The 24,508-nt window shown below is 58.7% G+C and carries 23 protein-coding genes and 1 pseudogene; 6 read left to right on the plus strand and 18 right to left on the minus strand.

Annotation, left to right across the window (positions count from 1 at the left end):
* Positions 1 to 3: 3 nt before the first annotated feature.
* The 3 genes from ACVWZM_RS07715 to ACVWZM_RS07725 form a co-directional block, all read right to left on the minus strand.
* A complete protein-coding gene (locus tag ACVWZM_RS07715) occupies positions 4 to 651 on the minus strand; it encodes a hypothetical protein (RefSeq protein WP_456852354.1) in 648 nt (215 codons plus the stop codon).
* Positions 652 to 1,972: 1,321 nt separating this feature from the next.
* Entirely contained in the window at positions 1,973 to 2,395 is a 423-nt protein-coding gene (locus ACVWZM_RS07720) for a hypothetical protein (protein ID WP_456852356.1), read from the minus strand.
* Positions 2,396 to 2,528: 133 nt separating this feature from the next.
* Entirely contained in the window at positions 2,529 to 2,795 is a 267-nt protein-coding gene (locus tag ACVWZM_RS07725; protein WP_456852358.1) for a hypothetical protein, read from the minus strand.
* 644 nt (positions 2,796 to 3,439) lie between these two features.
* On the opposite strand from ACVWZM_RS07725, the gene ACVWZM_RS07730 reads away from it, so the two are divergent.
* Both ACVWZM_RS07730 and ACVWZM_RS07735 read left to right on the plus strand, forming a co-directional pair.
* Positions 3,440 to 3,904 carry a sunset domain-containing protein gene (locus tag ACVWZM_RS07730; protein ID WP_456852360.1) on the plus strand — a complete coding sequence of 155 codons (465 nt, stop codon included), beginning with the start codon at positions 3,440 to 3,442 and terminating at the stop codon, positions 3,902 to 3,904.
* A gap of 186 nt (positions 3,905 to 4,090) precedes the next feature.
* Positions 4,091 to 4,414, plus strand: a complete 324-nt coding sequence (locus ACVWZM_RS07735; RefSeq protein ID WP_456852362.1) for a hypothetical protein — start codon at positions 4,091 to 4,093, stop codon at positions 4,412 to 4,414.
* 1,054 nt (positions 4,415 to 5,468) lie between these two features.
* Here the strand turns inward: ACVWZM_RS07735 and ACVWZM_RS07740 are convergent.
* The 5 genes from ACVWZM_RS07740 to ACVWZM_RS07760 all read right to left on the minus strand — a co-directional run bounded on the left by ACVWZM_RS07740 (position 5,469) and on the right by ACVWZM_RS07760 (position 9,828).
* Positions 5,469 to 5,786: a hypothetical protein gene (locus ACVWZM_RS07740; protein WP_253640490.1), complete on the minus strand. Its 318-nt coding sequence runs from the start codon at positions 5,784 to 5,786 to the stop codon at positions 5,469 to 5,471.
* A gap of 771 nt (positions 5,787 to 6,557) precedes the next feature.
* Positions 6,558 to 6,761: a cold-shock protein gene (locus tag ACVWZM_RS07745; RefSeq protein ID WP_028336518.1), complete on the minus strand. Its 204-nt coding sequence runs from the start codon at positions 6,759 to 6,761 to the stop codon at positions 6,558 to 6,560.
* Positions 6,762 to 7,012: 251 nt separating this feature from the next.
* The gene (locus ACVWZM_RS07750) at positions 7,013 to 7,756 is read right to left on the minus strand and encodes a hypothetical protein (protein WP_456852364.1); all 744 of its coding nucleotides are present in this window, start codon (positions 7,754 to 7,756) and stop codon (positions 7,013 to 7,015) included.
* Between the two features lie 93 nt (positions 7,757 to 7,849).
* Entirely contained in the window at positions 7,850 to 9,460 is a 1,611-nt protein-coding gene (locus ACVWZM_RS07755) for a recombinase family protein (RefSeq protein ID WP_456852366.1), read from the minus strand.
* A 128-nt stretch (positions 9,461 to 9,588) separates the two neighbouring features.
* Positions 9,589 to 9,828 (minus strand): hypothetical protein, encoded by a 240-nt coding sequence (locus tag ACVWZM_RS07760; protein ID WP_456852368.1) that lies wholly within the window; start codon positions 9,826 to 9,828, stop codon positions 9,589 to 9,591.
* Between the two features lie 162 nt (positions 9,829 to 9,990).
* Between ACVWZM_RS07760 and ACVWZM_RS07765 the strand changes: the two genes are divergently transcribed.
* A complete protein-coding gene (locus ACVWZM_RS07765) occupies positions 9,991 to 10,296 on the plus strand; it encodes a hypothetical protein (RefSeq protein ID WP_456852370.1) in 306 nt (101 codons plus the stop codon).
* A 62-nt stretch (positions 10,297 to 10,358) separates the two neighbouring features.
* On the opposite strand, the gene ACVWZM_RS07770 is transcribed toward ACVWZM_RS07765, so the two are convergent.
* Complete coding sequence (locus tag ACVWZM_RS07770; RefSeq protein ID WP_456852372.1) at positions 10,359 to 11,429, minus strand: cytochrome-c peroxidase; 1,071 nt, start codon at positions 11,427 to 11,429, stop codon at positions 10,359 to 10,361.
* Positions 11,430 to 12,119: 690 nt separating this feature from the next.
* On the minus strand, positions 12,120 to 12,365 hold the full coding sequence (locus tag ACVWZM_RS07775) for a hypothetical protein (protein WP_028336511.1): 246 nt from the start codon (positions 12,363 to 12,365) through the stop codon (positions 12,120 to 12,122).
* Positions 12,366 to 13,154: 789 nt separating this feature from the next.
* Between ACVWZM_RS07775 and ACVWZM_RS07780 the strand changes: the two genes are divergently transcribed.
* From ACVWZM_RS07780 to ACVWZM_RS07790, 3 genes are all read left to right on the plus strand, one after another.
* Entirely contained in the window at positions 13,155 to 13,784 is a 630-nt protein-coding gene (locus ACVWZM_RS07780; protein ID WP_076829171.1) for an FMN-binding negative transcriptional regulator, read from the plus strand.
* A gap of 651 nt (positions 13,785 to 14,435) precedes the next feature.
* A complete protein-coding gene (locus tag ACVWZM_RS07785) occupies positions 14,436 to 15,116 on the plus strand; it encodes an HAD family hydrolase (RefSeq protein WP_456852374.1) in 681 nt (226 codons plus the stop codon).
* 281 nt (positions 15,117 to 15,397) lie between these two features.
* The gene (locus ACVWZM_RS07790) at positions 15,398 to 16,282 is read left to right on the plus strand and encodes a TauD/TfdA dioxygenase family protein (RefSeq protein WP_310881385.1); all 885 of its coding nucleotides are present in this window, start codon (positions 15,398 to 15,400) and stop codon (positions 16,280 to 16,282) included.
* A gap of 185 nt (positions 16,283 to 16,467) precedes the next feature.
* Here the strand turns inward: ACVWZM_RS07790 and ACVWZM_RS07795 are convergent, their stop codons facing one another.
* From ACVWZM_RS07795 to trbE, 8 genes and pseudogenes are all read right to left on the minus strand, one after another.
* Positions 16,468 to 16,710, minus strand: a complete 243-nt coding sequence (locus tag ACVWZM_RS07795; protein WP_456852376.1) for a DUF2274 domain-containing protein — start codon at positions 16,708 to 16,710, stop codon at positions 16,468 to 16,470.
* Between the two features lie 4 nt (positions 16,711 to 16,714).
* A complete protein-coding gene (locus ACVWZM_RS07800) occupies positions 16,715 to 17,926 on the minus strand; it encodes a TrbI/VirB10 family protein (protein ID WP_456852378.1) in 1,212 nt (403 codons plus the stop codon).
* Positions 17,923 to 18,957 carry a P-type conjugative transfer protein TrbG gene (trbG, locus tag ACVWZM_RS07805; RefSeq protein ID WP_456852380.1) on the minus strand — a complete coding sequence of 345 codons (1,035 nt, stop codon included), beginning with the start codon at positions 18,955 to 18,957 and terminating at the stop codon, positions 17,923 to 17,925. Before trbG ends, ACVWZM_RS07800 begins: the two co-directional genes overlap by 4 nt.
* The gene (gene trbF, locus ACVWZM_RS07810) at positions 18,954 to 19,637 is read right to left on the minus strand and encodes a conjugal transfer protein TrbF (protein WP_076829101.1); all 684 of its coding nucleotides are present in this window, start codon (positions 19,635 to 19,637) and stop codon (positions 18,954 to 18,956) included. The genes trbG and trbF overlap by 4 nt, the downstream gene beginning before the upstream one ends.
* Before the next feature lie 99 nt (positions 19,638 to 19,736).
* On the minus strand, positions 19,737 to 20,966 hold the full coding sequence (gene trbL, locus ACVWZM_RS07815; RefSeq protein WP_456852382.1) for a P-type conjugative transfer protein TrbL: 1,230 nt from the start codon (positions 20,964 to 20,966) through the stop codon (positions 19,737 to 19,739).
* Complete coding sequence (gene trbK-alt, locus ACVWZM_RS07820; RefSeq protein WP_076829103.1) at positions 20,963 to 21,331, minus strand: putative entry exclusion protein TrbK-alt; 369 nt, start codon at positions 21,329 to 21,331, stop codon at positions 20,963 to 20,965. The genes trbL and trbK-alt overlap by 4 nt, the downstream gene beginning before the upstream one ends.
* Positions 21,331 to 22,060 (minus strand): annotated as a pseudogene (gene trbJ, locus ACVWZM_RS07825) (P-type conjugative transfer protein TrbJ). Before trbJ ends, trbK-alt begins: the two are co-directional and overlap by 1 nt.
* Positions 22,057 to 24,498, minus strand: coding sequence for a conjugal transfer protein TrbE (trbE, locus tag ACVWZM_RS07830; protein WP_456852384.1), 2,442 nt, complete (start codon positions 24,496 to 24,498; stop codon positions 22,057 to 22,059). The pseudogene trbJ and the gene trbE overlap by 4 nt, the downstream one beginning before the upstream one ends.
* Positions 24,499 to 24,508 lie beyond the last annotated feature (10 nt).

Here is a 24,508-nt window from a genome sequence, read left to right on the forward strand (position 1 = left end):
GGATTAGCGCGCCGCGCTCGCCGAGGCCAAGCGCGCGCCAGTTGTCGAACGAGCGCTGGTTGCCGGTCTGGCCCGAGCCAACCCGTTGCCGGTCGGGATGACGACCCTCGGTCGCGACGTCGGCGCGTCGCCGGTCGGGACGTTGCTAGAGTCTCCCCTAGCAGCCGCCGCCGCTTCTGCGGCGATCGTGCTCTGGTGCCAATGATCCCATCGCACGGCGAGGCCAGGCTCTGCAGTGCCCGGCGCAAAGAAGGTTTCCATTCCGGGGGAGCCGGTGCCACCGCGGCCGCCGTACTCGGACCTAAACCTAAATTTGCCCGAGGCGCGCTCCCGCTGAGCGAGTCCCGCCGAGGCATTGTCGGTCGCGTAGTTCGATAGGTTTGCGCCCGCAAGCGCGTTGACGAGACTTCGCTCCAGGATCGTGCGGTGAGCCGGATTTTCCAGCGCGCCGCGGCCCTTGTTGCCCGGATCGTAATGACCGCCTCGCTCCATGCGGTACCAGCGCGCCTGCGTCTCCAAGTTTGTGCCGCGCACGATCGCCCGGTTCATCATCGATTCGATGACGGATTGGGTTCCGTTTGGATTGCGACCCTGACCGCCGGTCCTCAGGGAAGGCTCTTCGTACCGGTTCACGTACTCCAGAACCGGCAACAGCCGATCACATCCCATCTAAGGTATTGAAATAACAATCTTTAGTTTTCGCCCCGTCGAGCAGCCCACCAGTCAGCCCACAAATGAGAACCACTCCAGCGCGAGCTGGCGCGCCGAGGTCACGCCGCCCGGGTTGACCCAGGAGAAAAGAAGTCCGTCTGTCAAACCAATGGCTTAGAGCCTTATTCTGGGCAAACTTCGGCGGAAGTCTCTGGTTCGCTGGGTTGTCGAGGATCAATCAGGTGTGGATTAGGGTCGTAGCCGTCGGAGTAATCGGCCTGGTAGGAATGGGCGCTGTTGCAGCCTTGGGGAGGAATCCCGCGCCAGCACATCCATTTGCCTACCCGGTGGCGGAGACCTCGAGTAAAAGCGACCGTCTACCGCTGAAGCCCGCACCCGCGACAGATGTGGCTGCCGTCGAGAACGAAGTCGCGCCAGCAAACGAGGTTGCTGCCGTCACAACGGGTGCTTCAGCTTCGGCAACGATCGCTGCCCCAGCAGCCCGCCCAATAGCTGTCGCGCCCGGTCCGAACGATCGATTGAAGGCGCCGGCCAAGATCATTTCTCGACATTGGCATGATCCTGCGGACACCAAGTACAAATCAATGCCGAATGCGAGTAGCGGAAGCAGTTCGCCAGTTACCCGCCCCGAAGCGGAGAAACAGGTTGGCGAAGTTAAGAACTGCAGCCAGAGCGGGCTGGACACTTTCCTGCGGTCGGTCAATCTGAAGCCGCGCTGCGCTTCCTAGAGAGTCATGAAGAACGGCCTCCCCGCGGGGGAGGGGCTCACCGGCGGCGTCTTTTCCTGGGACTTGCGGCAGATCAATAGGAGCTTTTGCACAAGTTGTAAGTTGACGCGCAGCACTGGGGCAGGTCCGAGACCGAGGTCGAGCCATGAGTACTGTCCCTCTGGACGTTGAAAGAAAATGCGAACAGCGGTGGGCCGCCAGGCGTAAGCAGCCGGTCCTAGCGGGAGCACCTGAAAGGCACTGGTCCGAAAGCCCGATTGAACCGCCCGCTGGGCATACAAAGGCTGAGCAAGAAGCTGTTGATTTAACCCTTCAGCCCACGAAGCAGCGACTATCGGGGCCAGCTGAAATCCCACCGCCGCGACAAAACATTTCGAGCCCGGCGGCGTCACCCAAGCCGGATTCTGATTAATGGAACAGCAACGTCGCTTGCATAAGATGTAGTCCACTCGCTGCAGGACGCTCGAAAATGACCGAGTACGTCATCAGGGAAGTTGGCCTCCGCCAGTGGCTCGTGTTTGCCGATCGGCGAAGCATCGCTTTTTGCGCCGACGAAGATGAGGCGGTGAAAGTCATGACCGAACATAGCGCGCGCCGCCGTCGACCACCTGAAACAATGGAAACTGCGCCAAGGGAAAACCCGCCGGTGTGAACCGGCGGGCTGCATATGACAGGTGGCTCAATTGTGGTTGCAGGCGACGGTGTTCGTCGTCACGCCGCCGCGAGGTTGGCTGCCGCAACGGCCATCGCTTGTCGCAGTTGATAATGCCGTCCGGGCCGATGGTGTCAGTGACCGGCCATTCGTCGCCTGCGTCTTCCACCTCGTTCGCGTACTGGAGAACGGCAGCGATGCCGGCGATAGTCGTGGGTATCGTTGACGCCAGCTCCCACGCAGCATCCATCGCGGCGTAACAACAGGCCTCGTTATGGTCTCGGGCGGCGTAGTAGGCGTCTGTGCCGCGCTCCGCCCAATCGTATGGTTCGATGGAAGCCAAGTGGTCCGCCGAGGCCTGACGATGTTTGGGAATGCTGGATCAACGGAAGCCTCGGCGACTCCGGCTGATCCACTGAGCGCTGAGCCGGCAGCACCCGCAATCATCTGCAGGCCGAACCTTCGGGTTATCTGGGTCATTCCATGCTCCCGTGTTGCCAATCCTGCGACCCGATCTGCTCGAGTAGGCCGTCCAGATCCGCGATGCCGGTCTCGAACCCCTCCTCAAGGTCGCGGGCATCACCGGCCGCCCAATGGGTCTGGCTGGCCCATAGGAGGCTGCCGAGGCTCGGCTCGGAGCGCGCTTGGTCCTGCTCGGCGTCGACCTCAAATGTCTCTTCACCGAGACGCTGGCGGGAGGCGTACCGCTGGTCCAGCATGCGGTCGAAGGTGCCGAGGTCCATTTCCCGGTCGTCACCACGGCCGCCCGCGCCGCGGCGTGGCGTTCGTCTTACGCCAACATCACGATATGTGAGGAACAGGCTTTCTCAAAATGGCAGGGCTGCCTCAGCGCAGGTGCCATCTCACCGGGGTTTTGCGGGCCGCAAGTTCCTTGCAACCATCTCTGTTCAGGATCATTGTTCCAACATCACCGGCCAAGGCTTGCCGTAGGCGTCGGTGGCTGAGAGACCAATAGCGCTCCCGCCTGCATACCAGGGAGGGGAGCGCATGACCGAGCTCCGACTTTCCAAGCGAATTGATCCTCTCGATAAGAGCGTCTGCGCGGAAGCTGAGCGGCTGCGAAAAGAGGCGCGCGGCACCCCACCAGGAGTCGAGCGCGACCGGCTTATTCGGCGGGCGCGGCAGGCTGAAGCAGCCTGCCGGATGACGCGATGGCTGGCTTCACAGGAGTTACAGCCACCAGCCTGAGAGCGTGACGTTCGTGAGAATGCTGCAGGGCTCGCAAAGACCTGTTCGCGCGACAACGAAACGGCCCCAGCACTTCCGGGGGCCGTGGAGGCCAGTGCCGGGGCCGCTGCCGACGCAGCCCTATCCTGTCTCGCCAGGCCGATTCGCAAAACCGGCATCTGATAGCTACCTTCCGGGCATGCCAATCACCCGGAAGCCGCTCGAGATCCCGCCGGCGGTGGCCCGGCAGTTCGTTGCGGACATGCGGCCATATCACGCCGAGCAGGATGACATCCGCCGCGACCGGATCGCAGTCGACACCAGGCACATGCTACTAGAGTACACGCCGGCCGGCACGAAGCCGCGGCTGAGCGAGGTGAACGAATTATTCGAGATAATGAGAGGTGAACGAATTATTCGAGATAATGAGATGAATCGAGGGCTCGCAATATTCGCTGCGGTGCTGGGATTGTCGTTTCTCGTCTTCGTCGCACTCGATTATGCGCCAGCGCTTCTCGGCTGCCCCATCAAGGGAAATCTAAGCGCAGCCGGCGAGCGGACATATCACCTTCCGCGGCAGATGTACTATTCGCAGACACGGATCAATTTGTTTCGCGGTGAGCGCTGGTTTTGCTCGGAAGCAAGTGCGCTTGCAGCCGGATGACGCAAGGCGCGGATCTAGCCGACACCCAACCCCGCTTGAGCAAGCGTCCACCACGCCTCTGTTGTGCTCATCGGCACCGACAGTATTCTAACGGGACCGCCTCTGGCAGACAACTTGCGATGCGTGCGTGAATCGTTCGGCCACCAGCTATTCGGTGTGCCGAACTCAAACATTCGGAGCACGCAAATGAATATGCATCCTCGTTTTGAGACAGCCCGCGAAAGCACGGTACGAGAATTGACGATCAGCAAGATACTGGCTGATCTCGTCCGCACCCTCCAACTGATCGAAGCTGAGATCGCGGCCGAAGAAGAACGCGCGAGGATTTTCGACCGATCCAACGTGAGGTATCCGATTTTTGCAAAGTCGCTGAACGATCGGCGCGACAATCTCAGGGTGACCATTGCCGCACTTGAACAGCGTCTCACCGAGAGAGACTCAGCACCACACAGCGTCGCCGACAAGGACGAAACTCAGCGCCGCATCGTAGGCGTGTTCAGGGCGTTGTGACCCGCTGCCTTCAAGTCATCTATTGAGAGTCGACCGTTTGCCGCGGCTTCGAGGATCTTGGAAGCAACGTGCGTCCTGACGCCGGTTTCAAAGACGGAAATGTTCTCGCAAACTTCCTCTAGCACCGCTCTTAGCAGCGTGGTCGTTTCGGCGTCGAACATGCGTTTCCCTCCAATTGGAGATTGATGCTGAACTCCGCGCGAGCGGAGTATGTTCGCTCGGCGGCGATCGCCACGCATTCCAGTCTGGGCCATGAAATCCCAACTCCGAGAGGTTGGCACTTGTCCGCCAAGGTTTTGTGACACGCGTGTTCATCGTTGCGCTCCCAAGGCCGCTTCAATGCCCTTGAAAAAACTACGCCGTCGGGCTCGAAATACCGCGTCCCGGCGGCGCCTGTCACTGAGCCCCTTAAATCCCTCAGCGAAAACACGATCTAGCAGCCATTCACCCGCACATTTGTGAACCAGATCACACCCCCCCGTAAGAACCCGGCCCTTTACACCGGCCAAGAGGTCAAGAAGATATGGGGGTAGGTGTCAGCTAGCTTTTAGCCACGAGCGCTTGGGTACATGCGAAGAACCGATTCAGCACTGTGTTTGATGATCGGAGCCGTTATATGGCTTCTTCCAATGCTGCAGTCTGCGAAATCCGCTGAGAACGAAGCCAACAATACGCTGCGTACGACACATTCGACCTACACAATTTCAGAAACACCCGAACATGAATACACGCAGTGCCTGTTCCGCAACGGCGAGCGCCTCTTCTGTTCGACTGCAGGGGGTGTTCTCTATTTCGGCGAACCGGTCAAAACTAGAAGCTACACTCTCTTGCCAATTTCCGATTCTTGCGGCGGTAACGGTTGCCCTCCGCGGGCCGTTCGACTCGTTGTCGAACGGGGTTCAAAAATAACGGTCAAAAATGTTGTAGAAGATTGTTATTGGTGTGAGCTAACTGTCCTCCATACAAACGCTCGAACCGACACGGCGACCTTCAAGATCGGCAATAAGCAGGGTTATCGGCTAGCTGGGCGTTTTCGAAGAGGCACGCTGTCAGTTCATCGCTCGAAGATCACCTCGAAAATCGACGCCAGAACATGCAGCGATTTGCATGCGACGATAAAAGCATGCGCGTCCAGTGAAACACGACCTTGCTTCAATCCATACAACTCGTCCGCCAGCGGCAACCGCATGATGCTTTCTATTGAAAATGACCATCCCAGTTTTTCGAGAAGCGCTTTCAACGAAACGTGCGACAACATTTGCGGTAGCGGAAAGGAAATTACGTACCGGCAATTTTCAAGCAAGTTCTGCCGTGGGTGAAGGCGCGCGCCGCCACAGTGGGAGCGAACAGCCCCCAGCACTTCGGGGGCCATGGCCAGTGTTGGAGCCGCTGCCGCGCAACCGCTCCTGCCCCGCCAGTTCCATTCGCGAAGCCGGGCCCGCTGAAGCGTGATGAGAATCGAGGCCCATACTCGGTACCCGTTCGCACATGCAGAAGGGCACGAAGCGGCTTGCCAATGTACTCAGGCGGTTCCGGGCTTAACCAGTGACGACCCCATAGAATTCCGGCTTGTTCTCCACCGTTGGTTGCGGAAGGATGCCGTTTGAGACCGGGTAGACCCTGACGCATGGCTTTGATTACATGCGAGTTGTGGAAAATCCATTAGCGATCGGGCGCGGGTTGCAGGTTCGTATCCTGCCGGGATCGCCACGACTTATGCCGATAAAATAAGGGTTTCGTGCAGTTTCGGCTTCGTTCCAGCGCCCGTTTTCATGTTGCAAGGCGCTGCGACTCCACACCAGCAGAATCAACACGTTTATCAGCCGCTACAAATCACTCCGCGCAACATGGGCGCAACACGGCGGTTTAGCGTTTGTTCTGAAAATGGGGCGCAATCAAAAGCGACCCCAGCGCGGGCGCGCCGGGGCCACCACTAAGCTCCCGGTCGAGGGCGCCACCTGTCCGGGAGCAATGAAGGGACTCATTGGCCCGGCCACTTGTTCCTGAAACATGGCAATGCAGCATAACAAGGATGGCGGCCCTGGCGCGGGGAACGCCAAGGCCGCTCTAAACTCCCGGTCGGGGGGCAACCTATCGCGGGAGCTTATGATGACTCCCGGCATTGCCGCTTGTTCCTGGTGCGTCAGCCCACCCGCAGATTTTCGGCGGATGTTTTTCCGCGATTGTCCTTCGCTTCGTAGCTGACTTTCGCGCCCTCATTTAGGCTGCTCAGGCCCGCCCTTTCGACCGCGGAAATATGCACAAAAACATCCTTGCCTCCGTCATCGGGCTGGATGAATCCGTAACCCTTCGTCGGGTTGAACCACTTCACAGTACCTGTAGCCACAGACAAAACCTCCTTTGGTCCTAGTGCGGGAAACCTAAGCGCTGAGCGTCATGTCCCGCAAGGACAAAGACGCGTGGAGAAACAGCCGTTGGCAAATCAGCAACCAAACTGGCCCTTAAAAAATAGCAACTCGGGCGGGGGCACTGACGTTTGCTCGCGCTTGGGAAATTTTCAGGGCCCAGGTTTTGGAATGAACGCCGCCGGGCGCATATTTCTGAGACCGGCGGCGTATTTTCTGGCTGGCCCAGCGGTTAAACGTCGGGCGTCACCGTGTCGATGCCGAGCGAGCCGAGCACGCCGCGGGCACGGTCACGCTCAACACCGTGCTCGAGATCCACCACGCGACCGCGACGCAGCCAGGCCACTTTCTGACGCTGTTCGATGGGCGCCGCGGCGGCATTGAACTGCTCAATCGTCATGCCGGTATCAATGTGAACGCTCTCGCGTCCGGCCTCGACTGCCGATGTTGCCACGCTGATCGCGTCCTCCAACTGGGCGATGTCATCGATCAGCGAGCCATGCACTTCGCGCAAAACCTTCTCTTTCAGCACGGCTAGATGGCTGTCAGCCACACCCGTCAAAGCGAGCGCTGCCTCGATGATGGCCGCGCGGACCTGCGGATCGAGGTTCTCTGCCCTGGTGATCTTGTCGCGTTCGACCTGCGGCAAACCGCGCAGCCATGTCCGGAGTTCCATCTTCGCGATGGCCCCTGCCGCGTCGGCTGGATCGGCCTTCGGAAGTTGTAGACGAGCGCGCATGCGGTCGAGCTCCTGCTTGGCTCTCGAGATCGCGCGGCGCCCCTGATGAAATACGGGCACGGCATGGTGCAGGATGTGATCGCGGTACTGATCCTGTCGGCCCTGATCGGTGTATCGATTATCCGCATGAAGCTGTTTGCCGATGTTCTCGGCGAGATCGACAGACGACAAGGCGTCCAGGCAGCCCTTTTCCAAGCGCTCGATGGTGGAGTCTGGCTTTGATGTCAGCGTCCACATCCGGATTGTCGCAAAACTCTAGTTCTGGGTGGTCCAAAGTTCGGTCTCGCTACAGCTCATATTGCTTACAACGATGTTCCAGCGAGGGCCCACTTAGACGGTCCGGCCTCTTTCGGTCTTCTTTGCTTTGCTCGTTCTCTCACAGACGCGCTTTATGAGCGATCGAGACAGGGCTTCGAAAGTCTGAAAGCGCTCTATTTTGTGAACCGCGCGCGTGTCTTCAGAAAACCGGAATACCCGACTTTTGAACGAAAGCGACGCCGACGGCAATAATAAATAGTCCAGGACTGCCTCGTTGTTCTCCCCCATCCTTAGCGCAACTACCCATCCCTTCGGCCATCGCACGCGACTACTCAACAACCAGCGTATCGGCTCGCGCCCATATTTGCGCCATTTAGCCACACGGAAGCAGATGTTCACGGCGTTATCTATCCGTAAACATTCGATCGACAGATCAAGTTTGGCGTTCCTACCCGCCCCCTCAAAGGCGTCCCGAAGACGGTAGGCATTCTCGAGGTGGAAATTGACCCACTGTCTGTGCTCGGCGAGTTTATCCAGGCGGCCTTGGTTGCCGGTGTAGCCAATCAACCGATAGATATTTCGAAGGGTGCCAAAGTGATTCAAATATGAGGTGAGTGAAGGTAATCCGGAGCTTTCATCAATAATCGAAGCATTGAGCTTGCCTTTCTTCATCAGAACCTTACGGAGGCGCACCAGCATCTCCTCCTCGGAAATGCAGACTTGACGCTCCTCCATCGCCTTTTTTACTCGCAGAAATGTGTCACACTTGATGATTGGCTCAATCGAGTCATCACTTCTAACCCAGAGTTCTCTGGGATTGCGCGTTCGCTTCGCCCCTAGTTTCTCGGTACAGCGATTGTAGATGAAGTTGCCGATATAAGCTTCGTTATGAAGAATTACGCCTATCGAACTCGAACGCCATCGGCTCCCTCGGTTCGTGAGGACGCCTCGTCGGTTAAGCTCTCGCGCAATTCTCGCCTGCGATTTGCATCGTAGATATTCATCGAAGATCCATTTAACGACGGCGACTTGATCTCGCGAACCTGGCCCAAGTTTTACACGGTCGGTGGTAAGAGACTTCCGCTCACCGCTATGCAGAACTCCTTTCGCCCTACATTTGTCGTCAACGAGCCGTCTCTCTAGCCCATAAGGTGCTGGGGCACCCATCTTGAACCCGCGATTTGCCAGGCGTAAAGCTCCTGCAAGAACCTTGACTGATAGCTCCCGGCTGAACTCCGCCGCCATGACCCTCTTGATATTCTTGACAATGCTCGAAAGCAGGCCTCCGTCGTTATCGAATTGCTCGGCGCAATAGGCAACGTTGATGCCGGCCCTTCGGCAGATGAATTCGTAGTGCGCACTCTCATCTACGTCTTGAAAGCGGCCCCAGCGGCTGACATCGAAAATTAGCAAATGACCGAAGTCCGTGTGACCAGTCTCGACGTCATTGATCAGTTCGGTTAAGCCTGTTCTATTCTCGATTTTGAGACCGCTTTCCCCTTCGTCACGATAGGTGCGAACGATCCTGAGTCTGTGGAGTTCGGCATAGGCGGCGATTGCCACCGCCTGATTTTCAATTGAGTATTGCTGGTAATCGGTGGACATGCGGACGTACTGTGCCGCGCGATAAATCTTCTGCGACTCGGGTACCCGATCCCTGTGTACAACGAGAGACCTCGCCATGGTGCGGCCCTCCGCGCGCGGCGGTAATCCTGACTACAGCCCGACGCAAGCGATAAAGCTCGACAGCGCCGCCCCTGGGTTACAGTCATCATAGGGACGGTCAGGTGCGCTGTCGTATCGACAGCGTGTCACCGCGCGCCCTGCGCAGCAGCCGGCTCATCCTCAGCCATAACCACGTTCAACGCAGCCACTGCTGCGCGAACCTCCTTGCCGGCCATGCTCGGCGCATATTGGCCGCCGAATCCCAGATAACTCGCCGATCTCGCCAATCCTACCGGGATCGCCAGCATTTGTGCCGATAAAATAAAGGTCTGTTGCAGTTTCGGCTTCGTTCCATTGCCCGTCTCCGTGTTGCAAACCGTCGTCAACCGATATCAGTAAAATCAACGAATTACCGACGCCTACGGATCACTCCTTGAGCGCGACACGACAGTTCGATTTTCGTTCAGGGTGCTGGATGCAAAACACCGCACAGCGACAGAATCACTTCTGGGAGCGGGTGCCAGTACTATGTCGCGGGCAGGCACGCCGTGACCGCTGGCCTCAACCCGATCTGCGGCAACTTTCTTCATCACGCAATCGAATGCATGTTGAAGGGCGCGATGGTGAAGACGATGACCCTTCAGGAATTGAAAAAGCTCCGCCAGGGCTTGCCGCAGCTCTGGCAGACCTTCAAGTCCGATGTTGGCGATCCTGACCTCTCCAAATTTAATGTAGCCGTCGTCGCGCTCGATAACTACGAGGATCTCCGATATCCCGACGATGCTCTGAAGAACGTCATGGAGTCGGTGATCATAGACGCGTGGGCAACGACAATTAAGATTGGGCACGCTTAGCGACGCGCACATCTTGAATGTCATTGAACCAAGGACGCACGGCATCCGCCTTATCGGTGGTTCTATTTGTCTAGAGAGGGACTTGGCGTTGTATCACTACGCGTGGGCAGTCTCGGATATTCGATCTTGGGCAGTTGCCCAGTTAGCGAATTTAGAAACGCGACAATGTCGTTTTCCTCTTTATCGCTGAGCTTCGCGCCGAGCTGGGTCTCACTCATCACGCCAACCGCTTGCTTAAGGGTCCAGGCTTGGCCCGAGTGGAAGTACGGGGCCCGCAACGCGACGTTGCGCAACGGCGCGGCGCGGAAAACGTACTCATCGCTGGCTACCTTGGTAACCGCTAAACGGCCCTTGTCGGCGGATGGAAGCAGCGTTCCGTCCGGCCTTTCAACCACGCCGAACGGGAAGTAATCCTGTCCACCGACGTTGATTCCATTGTGGCAAGACGAGCATCCTTTTTCCATGAATAGCTTTAGTCCTGCCTTCTGCTGATCATCGAGAGCATGCTCATCGCCCTTGAGGTACTGATCAAACGGGGCAGCGGGTGTAATCAGAGTCGCTTCGAAAGCCTCGATCGCCTTGGCGGAATTGTCAAAGGTGACGGGCCTCGCCTCGTTCGGGAACGCTTTCTGGAACATGACGACATAGTCGGTCATCGAATTCAACGTATTGAGTACCCTGTCCGGCGTGGCATTCATTTCGACACTCGCCTGGATGGGGCCGGTAGCTTGCTCCTTGAGATCTGCCGCGCGCCCATCCCAGAACTGCGCCACGTTGAATACTGCGTTATAGACGGTAGGTGCCCGACGTGGACCCCGCTGCCAGCCATGCCCCACCGACGTTGGACCGGCATCTACGCCGCCCGCGCCAAGGTTATGGCACGTATTGCAGCTAATGATCCCGCTCGCCGATAGCCTCGGATCGAAGAACAGTGTCTTGCCAAGTTCGACCTTTTCGTGGGTGACTGTGTTGTCCTTTATCGCAGGAACGACCGAAGGAATCGGTTTGAATGCCTCCTTGGCAGCGCTCATCAAATCGTCAGTTGCGCCAGCTGCCGAGGAGACCAGCACCCCAACGCCCAGAACGCACAGCTTGTAGACGAGGGAAAGCTCTCGTATCGTTGACTTCTTCATTGCTTGCATCACCAATTTCATAGATGCCGGAAACGGCCGAAAAGCTGCACGCGGGCCCCTCCAGGAAAGGCACAGCTCCACCGGAAGCAAACGTCGCAACGCAGCTCTCGAAGCCGCCGGCCACCTCGCGTGCCACCGACGAACAATGAAGAGGCGGTCAACTACAGCGGTTATGATCCAGGATCGCCGAACACGCAGCCTCATTAGCCCACCGCAGCACTTTCTGCCGGTGCAAAGACGTCTGCGAGAGATCTGGGTCGTCGAAGCTGTTGATATTGTCAAAGCAATCCATCCGATTTTCCTCCCCCAGATCTGGGCAAATCAAGCCGGACCTGTCAGTCTAGCTAGAGACCTTCCCATGCTGTGATCCTTAGCTGTCGACAAGCTGACGAGCCCCGGAACAATTCACAATGTAGGTCTTGCAACTTTCGTGTAACGCCGTTCGGGTTTTTCAAGCGGGTCGACGGCAAAACTACGCGGCAACTGAGCGAGCGCAACGCCGCCATTAAGAAGCTCAATCTCATGATGTCCCTCAAGGCACCGGCCTTGAAGGCGAATAGCTGAGCGGCGGCTGTCGCGGTGTTCGCGCAATCGGATGGCGGTAGCTTGATAGCTGAGTAGCAGCGAATGTTGAGGAACGTCGCATTGAGCCGGCGACGTCCGGCTAGTAGGTAAGCGGACTTCGCTCTCCTAGGTGGGCGTGCGCCGTTCGCGCTCAGCCCTATTTGCAGCCCTGAGCCGCTCTCCAATGTGCTCAGAGATATCGCTCATCTCAGCCCGCAACTCGGCTTCGGAAATATCCTGCTCTTTGGCAGCCTCGACAAGGCGCTCAGTGAGTTCCGCAACATCCTGCGACGCGCCGGGAGTCCGATACTGCTCGACGGCGTGAACGCTATTCTCGATCCAGAAGTCGATAAATTCCCGGGCTTTGCTCACTGTATTCCCTTTAACCAAACTAGTGGCCCAGCGTTAACGCCAGTAACGAAACGGAGCAAGGCCGTCTTAGCGGCGTCGGTATATACCAAGGTTTGACGGAGGCGAGAGTTAGGAAGTGACAATCGAACGGCGGATGGCCGATGATTGAACGCGATCAGAAACAAAGGAATTGCCGCAATTGCGACGGCCAAAAGCCAAACAGAACGATTCCTGCGCTGAAAATAAACTCGCTCATGGCAACCCTTCGCCTCGGACACACTCTGCCCTAAAGAACCAGACTAGTTATGCGTCGCGCATAATCCATCGGCCATAACAGGTTGTCCTTCCGCACTTCACCTCGATTAAATCAAACAGATCGGAATCTGCGACATTCATGAAATCTCGACCCACCGCAAGTGCCACGAGAGATATCGAGGTGGCTTGAGGGAGTTATCGGCGCAGCCAGCGGAACGTTGTCAGCACCGCTGTCCGCTCTGCTCTCGGTAAGCCGGCCGTTGGTAGGTTCCAGGTTGAACGTGGCACGCACCAATCGGTAAGCAGCCGCCCCAGACGTTCAGAGCAGTGAATGAAAGCGAACGCCCCATGGAACCGGACTGGCGCGTCATAATTGCCTCGCTCGGTTACATCACGGCTCCAGGAACACGTCAGCGGGCGATCATGAGGCGGCCAAGCCACGAGCAAGGCGGCCGGATCCAACGGCGAACCTCCAAAGGGGTGACTGAAACTGGCATTTTTCTAGCATGTTGGTCTGGGTTCATCTCGACGACATCCCAACCGGGGGCGCCCTTCGTGTACATACCGTCCCCCTTCCGAGATGATGACCTCGAGAACATGCGAGCGACAATCCGCTGCGCTCGATTGGCCAACCTGATCACGGCCACGTCGGGCGGGCCCCTTGCGACGCCACTTCCGCTCTTGCTCGATGAGAGCGAAGGCGAGCACGGCACGCTGTACGGGCACCTTGCGAAGCGCAATCCGCAATGGCGCATCGCCACGATCGGAGATGCGATGGCGATCTTTACTGGCCCGGAAGCTTACGTGACGCCATCCTGGTATCCCAGTAAACGACAAGCTGAGCATGTGGTGCCGACATGGAATTACATCGCGGTCCATGCCCATGGGCCGATTGAGTTCTTCGACGATCCCGATCGCCTGCTCGAGATCGTGACGCGCCTGACGAATATCCATGAAACGTCACGTGCGACGCCTTGGGCCGTCAGCGATGCTCCCGTGGATTTCATTGCCGCCCAGTTGCGTGAAATCGTCGGCGTGCGCATCCCGATCACCAGGGTCGAAAGCAAGCGCAAGATGAGCCAAAATCGCCCCATGCCTGACCGCATTGGTGTCGCCACCGGCCTAGCCGCGAGCAAGCTGGCACGAGACCAAGAAGTTGCACCTCTTATCCTGGTTCAGGACTGAGACGATCATATGCATGACCGTTGTCAAGAGCGGCGGTCGACACGCAGCTCTCACGGGATCCAGCAGCAATAGTTAGCCGCTACGCCGCTCAAGGTATTTTTGCCTTGTGGCATCAATGGTTGCTCGCGCCAGATTGGAAGAGTGAATGTTGAGCATTGGCTGCAGTCTTCTCAATCGGAAGCTGTTCAACGCTCCCGAGCTTCGACTAGCAACTCAGGGTATCGAGAAGCCCATTCGCCTCACCAGAATTGCGACCAATACTCACGAATGAATCAGTCGGCTCGGACTTATCGCACCTGGTAGACTCTTGTCCGCATTCTGACAGAGGCACAATCTCATGTCAGGTCCAGTACAGCGCGCATAGCACGCGTTCAGACCTTCCAAAGCCCGTTCGGCCTTGATCGTCGGCTGGCATGACCATTGCTTCAAGTAAATCGATCCAGAAATAGGGCCACAAAAGCAGCAATGCTCATGCTCTGCGCCCCCATCTCGCCTCAGAATAACGGTCCGCCCGCTCAGCTCACTAGCGCGCGTTGTTCCGCTGACCACTCTGTCCGACCATACCCACCAGGATCGCACCGAACACGTAGACCAGCAAACAGCCAGTCTCGAACACGTTAATATCGCACGATTACTTGTCTAGGTTCACGCATGAAATCCGCCGTTGTATTCGACTGGAATGGCACGCTGCTCGATGATGCCAATGCCGTGCTGCAAACCATCAATGCTATTTTGAGCCGCTTCGGTCGATCAGCCGTCGATATGCACCGACTTCGAGAGGAGTTCGAACTCCCTCTTTCGGTTCTTTTCCGCAACCTAGACATGTCGGAAGATGAAATCGAAGTCGTGCATAGTAACGACAGCGCCATTTTTCACGACGCCTACGAATTCTTGGCGCGCAACGCTGCCTTACGTAAGGGGGCACGAAACGTCTTGCTCGCCCTTGACCAGAGATCCGTTCAAACCGTCATTGTCAGCAATCACATTATTGCACCGATTCGCACACAAGTGAGAAGACTCGGAATCAAGACTCACGTCACGGATATTTTGGCATTTGAGAGCCGCGCAACCCAGTTTAGGAGCATGAGCAAGCAAGAACGGCTGCGTTTGTATATGCAGGCCAACGATCTATCCCCAGAAAGAACCGTCATCGTAGGCGACATGCCAGTTGAGACGGAGATCGCCCGCAATCTCGGTCTTATCAACGTGTCAATCACGGGGGGATTTGTTTCCGAAGCGCGCCTGTGCGCCGCGGGGCCTGACTACATGATTCACGACCATCATGAACTATTACCGGTTTTGCGGAAGCATTGCATTGTTCAGAGCAGTTAAGTGACCACAAGAACATAACTGAAGATCCGCGGCTGGCCCGCTGCTGCTATCCGCTTCGTCTTCGCGATCCGGTGATATTCGAGGTCGGAGATCGAGTTCCTTCACTCGGTCGAACCGACGGCTCAGTCCGATAAGTCGCGTCAAATATCGCGATCCGCTTAGTGCGATCCGGCTACACGTTCGGTCTTTCGCCTGGCATGATGCTTGCTGCAGATCATTCGCGAACCGAGAGGCGAGGAAGAACTGCAAGGTCTTGGAAAATCAACAGGAGCACAACGGCTTTGATCGATGACGTCATTCCGGGCACCGATGTTGTGAAACGTGCGGCGCGCATCGGTGCCGAAGTCAACAATATCAAGCTATCGGGCGATCTACCGGACCACACGATCGCTGCGATAAACAGCTTGTTGCTCGAGCACAAGGTGATCTTCTTTCGCAATCAAGGACATCTCAACGACGCCGAGCAGGAGCGTTTTGCCGCTCGTCTCGGAAAGCTAGTGCCGCATCCGATGCTCGGTGCTACCAAGGGGACGACGTCGCTCCTCGAACTGGACTCCACTCGCGGCGGCGGTCGCGCCGATGTTTGGCATGCGGATGGAACCTTCGCCGAAGCCTATCCCAAGGTTTTAGTCTTGCGAGCCGTTGTAATGCCAACGTTCGGAGGCGATACCGTTTGGTCGAACACAGCAGCCGCTTATCTTGATCTGCCGCCGCCGCTACAACGCCTTGCCGAGGAGCTATGGGCCGTTCACAGCAACGTTTTCGATTACGCTGGGATCGCGCGCGTCCGTGACATCGACAAGAAACACTTTGACGATGTGTTCACCAGCAGGATTTTTGAGACTGAGCATCCCGTGGTGCGCGTCCACCCCGAGACAGACGAGCGGACGCTAGTGCTCGGCGCCTTGGTGAAGCACTTTGTTGGGGTGCCCAAATATGACGGACAAAAGCTGTTCGAGCTGTTCCAGTCTCATATTACCGCGCCCGAAAACACTGTGCGGTGGAACTGGTTAGAGGGCGATATCGCGATATGGGATAATCGCGCAACACAGCATTACGCCGTCAACGATTACGGGGACCAGCATCGCGTGGTACGTCGGGCCACGATCGATGGTGACGTGCCCGTCAGCGTGGATGGCAGGAGAAGTGTGACGCGCCTGAAGTGACCGAATAGGTGTCCGCCACGACCAGCGCTCTCGCATCCGAAAATGGACAAAGCCTGGCTACCGGAGTTGTTTAGGGCGGACGTGGGAACGCTAAACGATATCTCAACTGTCAAAACAAACTCAGCAGCCTAAGTTGACATCGCAATTATTTAGCGTCCTGCGAAAGATTCGATAAGCATTGACCATCACTTCCCTTCGCCGGCGGCCGGTACGTGCCCCTCACGTTTCAGTTTAGAAAACCCTCGATCCGTGGCCATAAAGCGCGCCAACATGGGGGCGATGAGCTTAGTCGGTTCAACCACTTGACCACCTTCACGCGTAAGGGCTTCTGCATATGCAATGAGATCACGATGCACGGCCGCCGGCAGCTCCGTACTCACTTTGACCGGCTTGTCGTCGGGAAGCTCTCCTAACTTGAGCTTTGGCATGTTCTCACCTTCCATACGGCGCAAGTATGAGGTCACGATTGACCAGAACACGAACCGGAAAGCCAGGTCGCACGGTCAGGGTAGGCTGGATGCCGAGACTACGGCGAACGACCTGCTGTCCGGTTTGATTCAGTGAGTCGGAGGCGCCGTGACGCAACGCTTGGATAATCGCGCTGTCGTTGCTGTTTGTGTCGGATCCCGCGCCTACTTCCGTCGCAACAGCTAGAAGCGTCGATAGTGCCGCAGCCTTGAATAGTTCTGCCCAGTGATTGTCGACTTGGTCTTCCAGACCCGCATAGCCAGCCTTATCAGCGCCAGGCTGCCGCTCAAGAACGATAGAACGCCCATTCGGCATGATCAGCCGCGTCCAGACCAGCAGGACGCGCGACTGGCCGAATGAGACCTGATTATCGTACATACCGATGAGACGCGCTCCCTGGGGCACAAGCAGAAAGCGGCCTGTCGGCGTGTCAAAGATATTCTCGGTTACCTGCGCTGTGACCTGGCCTGGAAGGTCTGATCGAATCCCGGTGATTAGGGCTCCCGGAATGACCGTCCCAGCCTGCACGATGTATGGTGAAGCCGGGCGGCTGATGCGGTCCGGGCTGACCGTGCGACGGTCCACAGACGCGTTCGCGAAGGCAAGCTTCCGGTCTTGACCGTTCTGTGCCAATCCGTCATCGCCAGAGCTCGTCGCGCTCGGAGACGCGATGCGGTCGGTTCCAGCGGCCACAGCGGCGGGCGCGCGCATTTCGCCGCCATTGTTCGCAGCGAACAAGCGACTGATGCGGGCTGCTTCGGTCTCTTGGTCTCGGCGCTGCTGTTCGGGATCAGAGCCGATGGTTGGCGACTGCCCCTGAGCAGCAAGGATCGGCCGCCCCAGGTCTCCTGGGAGCGGCGGACCGAGCTGCGGAGCCGCTTGGCGTGGAGTGTCAGAGTAGTCCTTCGGCAGAGCCGTGATCCCGTCGGCCACATTATGATGGTCTGTGCTGTAAAGCTCCTCGGCCGCCTGGTTTAGGGGGCGGTTACTTTGCAGCGCCCACAACACAGTTCCGCCAATGACGAGCATGACAACCGCGCTCCCTCCGGCCAGGACCTTCCGTGACAACCGTGTCACGCGCGGATGCTCCGCTCTCAAGCGGAAACTTCCGGATCGCCCGTCTCGTGCCTGCTGCGGAGCCGCCTGATCGCGATCGTTTCCGACCTCGGTATTCATGACGACGGCCTCCCATCTTTCCTGACAATCCTGACTTTCTGCTGGTGCTCACCGCCGAGCCGCAATTCGGCAGCCGCAAACAGCCGATCGACGATCAGGACGTTGCCGTAGGCACGGTAATTGGCGAGTTCGGTCATGCCGTCTGAACCGATGATAAAGAGTGGTGGCATCTCGCCTTGCACGATGCCTTGGGGGAATTCGACATAGACCTTACGGCCGTCGTCATAGACAGCCAGCGGCCGCCAGGGCGGGCTGTCGCCTTCAATTGCGTAGCGGGAGATGCGTTGCGCCGGCTCCGGAAGCAAGGGTCTCAGAGCGACTGCACGCGATCGTTCGCGCACTGTTTCCGGATAGTACCAGGCAACCGATGGCATGTATGGCCGCTCGCGTGAGCGGAGCTCGATCAGGTAGGTGCGCCGGTCAGTATTGACCACCAGATTGGTCTCGAGCGATGCGCGGGTCGGCTTGACCAGGACATGGACCCTTCGCGTATCGCCGCTTCCACTCTCGGTATCGCCCACGACCCAGCGCACGGTATCTCCGGCGGCGATCGGTCCAGATCCCGTCAACTGCTCTCCCTCCTCAAGCGCGATATCCGTAATCTGCCCCGGTGCGGCGTAGATCTGATAAAGCGCCCCGGGACTGTAGGCGTAGATTTGCGCAGCGTTGAAATACCCCCGCTTGCGCGGTTCGACCCGGGCTGCGCTGTTTGCCGTCTCAATCCGGCTGATGGGTTCAGGCGCTTCCTTCCCGGCCGCCTTGCCGCCGAGAGCCGGCTTCCAGAGGGGCGGAACGTGTAGCGGTTGCGACTTGTCGTCCAGAGGCGCTGGCGACGCTGGCATCGAAGGAACTTCCGCATCATAGCTGATCTGTGGCGGTATGTAGGTCGCGCACCCACCGAGCGCTGACGAACAAAGCAGTAGAGCGGGTAGAAATGCTCTCTTCGCGGTCACCAACTCGGGCCAAGCCGAATTGAGCTTGCTTTGCTGGAGAGAACGTTTCGAATGAACGTCAGACGGCGTCTTGGTCACTGACTCAACTCCTTTGACCAGTTGATGGCGCGGACGTAGACGCCAAGGGGATTCTTGCGCAGGCGTTCGGCATCGCGGGGTGTCTCGATCACGATCGAGAGAATTGCAGTCCAGCGCTCGGTCGAGCTCAACGAGCCGTTGTCGTAGACGCGCTGGGTCCAAGCGACCCGAAAGCTTTCCAACGACGCGCGAATGACGCTCGAGACGTCCACGGAAATTTGGGCCTTGCCCAGCTTGGCAAAGGGGTCATTGTTGCGCGCATAGTCGTTGAGCGCAGCAGCACCACGATCGGTCGTAAAATCATAGGCCCGGAGCCAATTTTGGCGCAGAACGATGCCGTCGGCCGGTAGGCCTCTGACATCCTCTATAAAGCGCGCTAGATGGTAGGCGATCTGCGCATCAGTAGGTTGATAATCGATGTTGGCCGGCGCCACCCTTTGGGCCTGGCCGAGATGGTCCACTTCGACCACCCACGGCGTGATCGAGCCTTGGCTCGATTGCCAAACGAGGCTACCCGCGAGACCGGCTGATAACATCAAGCAGCCGAACGCCATCAAGCGCCAGTTCCTGGCCTGCACGCGGGCAGATCCAATGCGTTCGTCCCAAACCTGCGCTGCCTTTTGGTAAGGCGTGATCGGCTCGGGCATGCGCCCGTAGTGTACGGAAGGTCGCTTGAACATCGATAGTTGCCCTTGAGATCAAGTAATCGTTTTCGAGTTGTTCGGTGTCCGCGTTTCAGTCGGTCGCGCAGCGGCTGGCGAAGGCGCAGTGGCTAAGTGTCAGCGCTCTCCTTCAGACAAATCGACGGAAGAGCCGCCGCCACCGTGATCACCTGAGCGGACCGTGTGGCTGACTGCCGACGCACCGTGCCGAACAGTCTCGGCACGCGTCATGCGCCGCGCCCAATCGGGCTGCCCTTCGGCCGAAGCGCTCGCGCCCTGCGCGCCGGCTTCCCCACCTCCGCCGAGCGCAGCCGCTGAACGACGCAACGGGCTCATCGCAGCGGTAGCGCCGGCCTCCGCGACACCGGCAAGGCCGCCGCTCCGATAGGCCGCTGATGCTCCGCTCATGGCAGCGCCGCCACTACGCGCGGCGCCAGCGATCGCGCCGCCAGCGAGACCAGCACCGCCGGCGGCGAGGCCTGCGCCGGCGGCAACAATACCGCCAGCGGCAAGGCCCGTTCCAATCGCCGCACCGGCGCCGAGTTGCGGTCCGCCGGACACCAGGCCGTTGGCGATTCCTGGACCGAAGATGCCCAAGCCCAGCAAGGAGAGCGCCGCAAGCACCAGTGTCATCGCGTCTTCGATGGTCGGCTGATTGCCACCAAAGCCAGCGGTGAACTGCGAGAACAGGGTCGATCCAATGCCGACGATGACGGCCAAGACGAGGACCTTGATCCCTGAGGAGATGACGTTGCCCAAGACCCGCTCCGCCGCAAAGGCGGTCTTGCCAAACAGACCAAATGGGATGAGCACGAAGCCAGCCAGCGTTGTGAGCTTGAACTCGATCAAGGTGACAAAGAGCTGGATCGCGAGAATGAAGAAGGCGAGCAACACCACGACCCAGGCGAACAGGAGAACGACGATCTGGACGAAATTCTCGAAGAAGCTGATGTAACCCATCAGGTTAGAGATCGAGTCGAGCAACGGTCGGCCGGCGTCGAGCCCGACTTGAGCGATCTTTCCAGGTCTCAGAAAATCGGATGCGGACAGGCTTGCGCCCGATGCTTTCAGTCCAAGACCGGCGAAGCTCTCGAAGACGATGCGCGCCAGGCTGTTCCAATTGCCGATGAGATAGGCGAAGACCCCCACGAAGAGCGTCTTCTTGACGAGGCGCGCGATGATGTCCTCGTCAGTTCCCCAACTCCAGAACAACGCGGCAAGCGTGATGTCGATCGCAGCAAGGGTCGTTGCGAGATATCCGACATCGCTGCCGAGCAGCCCAAAACCGTTGTCGATATAACGCGTGAACGTTTCCAGGAACTGGTCGATGATCCCGGTACCGGTCATGGCCTGCTCGCCTCAGGTGCCGCCAGGTTCGGATATCCCTGCGGAATTCGGCTTTGATCCTTTGGGATGGGTATCGAGCTGGACGAATCATCGTGGCCGGAAGCTATGGCGCTGTCCTTCTTGCCAAAGAAGCGACGCCGGTTTTCGTCCCAAACGCGCTTACAATGCCGATAATCCGCTGCTTCCTCAGGAGTAACGCTGCGGCAGCCTGCGAGGTCGAACTTGGCTGCATCGGTCGCCTGCGCCGCCCTCGGTGCCGGCGGAGAATCGTCTCCGCCACGCAGTCGGATCGTGCAGGCAGCGACGACCACCAGGCCGATTGTTGTAAGTAGCGACAGGGCCTTGAATGCCTTTACGTCGGTCATCAGTGAAACATCTGCACGTTGGAGGATTGATAGCCCTGCCCCGGTGTCAGGAACCGCCGAAGCTGCTCTCGTCCTTGATCTTGAGCCGAGGCGCGCCGAGCGGCCTCAAGGCTCTGCGCCCTGCCCTGCGCCGCGGCGGCCGCCGTGAGATCGGCAAGTTGTTGCGCTTGAGGTGCGAGGATCTGGTTGCCGGCCTGTGTTGCCTGCAGGGTGCCGCTGGCACTCTGGCTCGACGTTACGAGGGCAGACGTCTGGATGCGATTGTTGTCGAGGTTGCCAACGATGCCGGCCTGGACACGAAGCGCGTCTTGCGTCGCTGCATAGGAATTCTGCCATCGCGATTGGAGCGTTGGAGATCAGCAACTGGCTCGACTGGCTGCTGGTGGCCGGCGCGTAGCTGGTCGAGAAGGCGCGGTCGATCTGCTGCACGTCGTAGGCGATGCGCTGGGCCTGGGCCAGCAATTGCTGGGTCCGCTGGATCGAAGATTGCAGTTGCTGCAGCGACGAATACGGCAGGTTGGCCAGATTTTTCGCCTGATTGATCAGCATCTGTGCCTCGTTCTGCAACGAGGTGATCTGATTGTTGATCTGCTGGAGCTCCCGCGCGGCCGTCAGGACATTCTGGACGTAGTTGTTGGGATCAAAGACGATCAATGCCCGTGCAGGCATCGTAACGCCAAGCGATAGAGCGATGGTGCCAGCAGCCAGCAATGAGCCAAGTCCCCTCATAGCGATTTCTCCAGATTGACGAGATTGGGGATCAGATCCGTCGCCCATGCGACGCCACGGTGTTGAAGCCAGGCCGGCACGAAGCCATCAGATCCATGCTCAGCCAGGAGCCGCGTGACGTTCGCTTGGTCAGTCTTCGAAGCGGCGGCGGTGAAGGCGAGTGCCACCTCGCCAAGCCCGAGCTCAAACATACGGTTGCCGCGACGAGACTGGCAGTAGTAGTCGCGCTTCGGTGTCGCGCGGCTCAGAAGCTCGATCTGGCGATCATTGAGGCCGAAACGGCGGTAGATGGCAGTGATCTGCGGTTCGATCGCCCGTTCGTTCGGCAGCAACAAGCGTGTTGGGCAGCTTTCGATGATCGCGGGCGCGATCGCAGAGCCATCGATGTCCGAGAGCGACTGTGTGGCGAAGATGACGGACGCGTTCTTCTTCCGAAGCGTCTTCAGCCATTCCCGGAGCTGCCCCGCAAAATCCTCGTCATCGAGGGCAAGCCAACCCTCGTCGACAATCAGGAGTGTCGGCCGGCCATCGAGGCGATCACCAATACGATGGAAGAGGTACGCCAGCACGGCCGACGCCGCACTCGTTCCGATCAAGCCTTCGGTCTCAAACGCCTGGACCGACGCCTCGCCGAGACGTTCGAATTCGGCATCGAGCAAGCGCCCGGAAGGTCCGCCCAGGCAGTATGGTTGCAGGGCGCGCTTCAGGGAGTTCAATTGAAGAAGGACTGACAGGCCCGTGAGGGTGCGTTCCTCTCTCGGTGCCGAAGCGAGAGATGTTAGCGCCGACCACAGATGATCCTTGACCTCAGGGGTGATCTCGATCTTTTCCCGTGCCAGGATCGCGCCGATCCATTCCGTGGCCCATCCGCGCTCGGAAGGATCATCAATCCAGGCCAGCGGCTGCAGGGCGACGGGTTGTTCACCTCCGTCGGACAATGCGCCGCCGAGATCATGCCAGTCGCCACCCATGGCGAGGGCGGCCGCTCGAATCGAACCACCGAAGTCAAACGCGAAGATCTGCGAGTTCGGATAACGCCTGAACTGTAGCGCCATCAGCGCGAGCAGCACCGACTTGCCAGCACCTGTCGGTCCCACCACAAGGGTATGACCGACGTCGCCAACGTGGAGCGAGAATCGGAACGGCGTCGATCCCTCGGTCTTGCCGAACAACAGAGGCGGGCCTTTGAAGTGGAGGTCCCTCGCCTCGCCCGCCCACACGGCCGACATCGGAATCATATGCGCAAGGTTGAGGGTCGAGACCGGCGGCTGCCGCACATTGGCGTAGACGTGCCCGGGCAGACTGCCGAGCCAGGCTTCGACGGCGTTCACGGTCTCGATCATGCAGGTGAAATCTCGGCCCTGTATGACTTTCTCGACCAGCCTCAGCTTTTCATCAGCAGTGTTGGGATCGCGGTCCCAGACAGTGATGGTCGCCGTAACAAAGGCTTGTCCGATCTGATCCGACCCCAGTTCCTGCAACGCCGCGTCGGCATCAAGCGCCTTGTTGTGGGCGTCGGTATCAAGCAGCGTCGATGCCTCGTTCGTCATGACCTCCTTGAGGATGGCGCCGATGGACTTTCGCTTGGCAAACCACTGCCGGCGAATCTTGGTCAGCAGCTTGGTGGCGTCGGTCTTGTCGAGCATGATCGCCCGGGTCGACCAACGATAAGAGAATGGCAGGCGATTCAGGTCGTCCAGGATCCCCGGGGTCGTGGCGCCCGGAAAGCCCACGATCGTCAGGACCCGCACATTGGCCGAACCCAGCATCGGCTCGAGCCCGCCGGTCAGCGGCTGGTCGGCCAACAGCGCATCGATGTACATAGGAATCTCGGGCACTCGAACCCGATGACGCTTGGTCGAGATCGTCGAATGCAGATAAGTCAGCGTATCCTGATCATCGAGCCAGGCGCATTCTGGCATGAACCCTTCAAGGAGACTGAGCACGCGGTTGGTTTGGTCGACAAACCCGCGCAGCACCTCCCGGGCATCTGCTCCAACGGTGCGGTCGCGACCTTCATAGAGCAATCGCTCCGCCTTAGCCGCTCCCTCCTCGGGAGGCAGATAGAGGAGGGTCACGAAGTAGCTGGACTCGTAATGCGCCCCCGCCTCCTCGAACTGAGCCCTGCGTTCCGCGTCGACCAGTGCGGAAGCGACGTCCGGAAAGGAGGCAGGTGGGTACGCCCCCGCAAAGTGACGCTGCGCCTCGATGAACACGGCCCAGCCGGATCCGAGGCGACGCACGGCGTTGTTCAGACGGCCGGCAACGGCGACGAGTTCGGCCGGCACTGCACTATCCAGGTCGGGTCCGCGGAACTTTGCTGTCCGCTGGAATGAGCCGTCCTTGTTCAGGATGATTCCCTCGTCGACAAGGGCTGCCCAAGGCAGGAAGTCGGCAAGACGTGTATTGGAATGGCGATATTCGGCAAGGTTCATCATGACCAAGAGC

The organism is Bradyrhizobium sp. USDA 4501, assembly GCF_054062115.1.

What these genes read in the sequence shown, in the direction of transcription:
- ACVWZM_RS07725 (WP_456852358.1), bottom strand. Translation starts at nt 2,795, where the DNA reads ATGGACCTCGGCACCTTCGACCGCATGCTGGACCAGCGGTACGCCTCC.
- ACVWZM_RS07730 (WP_456852360.1), top strand. Translation starts at nt 3,440, where the DNA reads ATGCCAATCACCCGGAAGCCGCTCGAGATCCCGCCGGCGGTGGCCCGG.
- ACVWZM_RS07735 (WP_456852362.1), top strand. Translation starts at nt 4,091, where the DNA reads ATGAATATGCATCCTCGTTTTGAGACAGCCCGCGAAAGCACGGTACGA.
- ACVWZM_RS07740 (WP_253640490.1), bottom strand. Translation starts at nt 5,786, where the DNA reads ATGGCCCCCGAAGTGCTGGGGGCTGTTCGCTCCCACTGTGGCGGCGCG.
- ACVWZM_RS07750 (WP_456852364.1), bottom strand. Translation starts at nt 7,756, where the DNA reads ATGTGGACGCTGACATCAAAGCCAGACTCCACCATCGAGCGCTTGGAA.
- ACVWZM_RS07755 (WP_456852366.1), bottom strand. Translation starts at nt 9,460, where the DNA reads ATGGCGAGGTCTCTCGTTGTACACAGGGATCGGGTACCCGAGTCGCAG.
- ACVWZM_RS07770 (WP_456852372.1), bottom strand. Translation starts at nt 11,429, where the DNA reads ATGAAGAAGTCAACGATACGAGAGCTTTCCCTCGTCTACAAGCTGTGC.
- ACVWZM_RS07785 (WP_456852374.1), top strand. Translation starts at nt 14,436, where the DNA reads ATGAAATCCGCCGTTGTATTCGACTGGAATGGCACGCTGCTCGATGAT.
- ACVWZM_RS07795 (WP_456852376.1), bottom strand. Translation starts at nt 16,710, where the DNA reads ATGCCAAAGCTCAAGTTAGGAGAGCTTCCCGACGACAAGCCGGTCAAA.
- ACVWZM_RS07800 (WP_456852378.1), bottom strand. Translation starts at nt 17,926, where the DNA reads ATGAATACCGAGGTCGGAAACGATCGCGATCAGGCGGCTCCGCAGCAG.
- trbF (WP_076829101.1), bottom strand. Translation starts at nt 19,637, where the DNA reads ATGTTCAAGCGACCTTCCGTACACTACGGGCGCATGCCCGAGCCGATC.
- trbL (WP_456852382.1), bottom strand. Translation starts at nt 20,966, where the DNA reads ATGACCGGTACCGGGATCATCGACCAGTTCCTGGAAACGTTCACGCGT.
- trbK-alt (WP_076829103.1), bottom strand. Translation starts at nt 21,331, where the DNA reads ATGACCGACGTAAAGGCATTCAAGGCCCTGTCGCTACTTACAACAATC.
- trbE (WP_456852384.1), bottom strand. Translation starts at nt 24,498, where the DNA reads ATGATGAACCTTGCCGAATATCGCCATTCCAATACACGTCTTGCCGAC.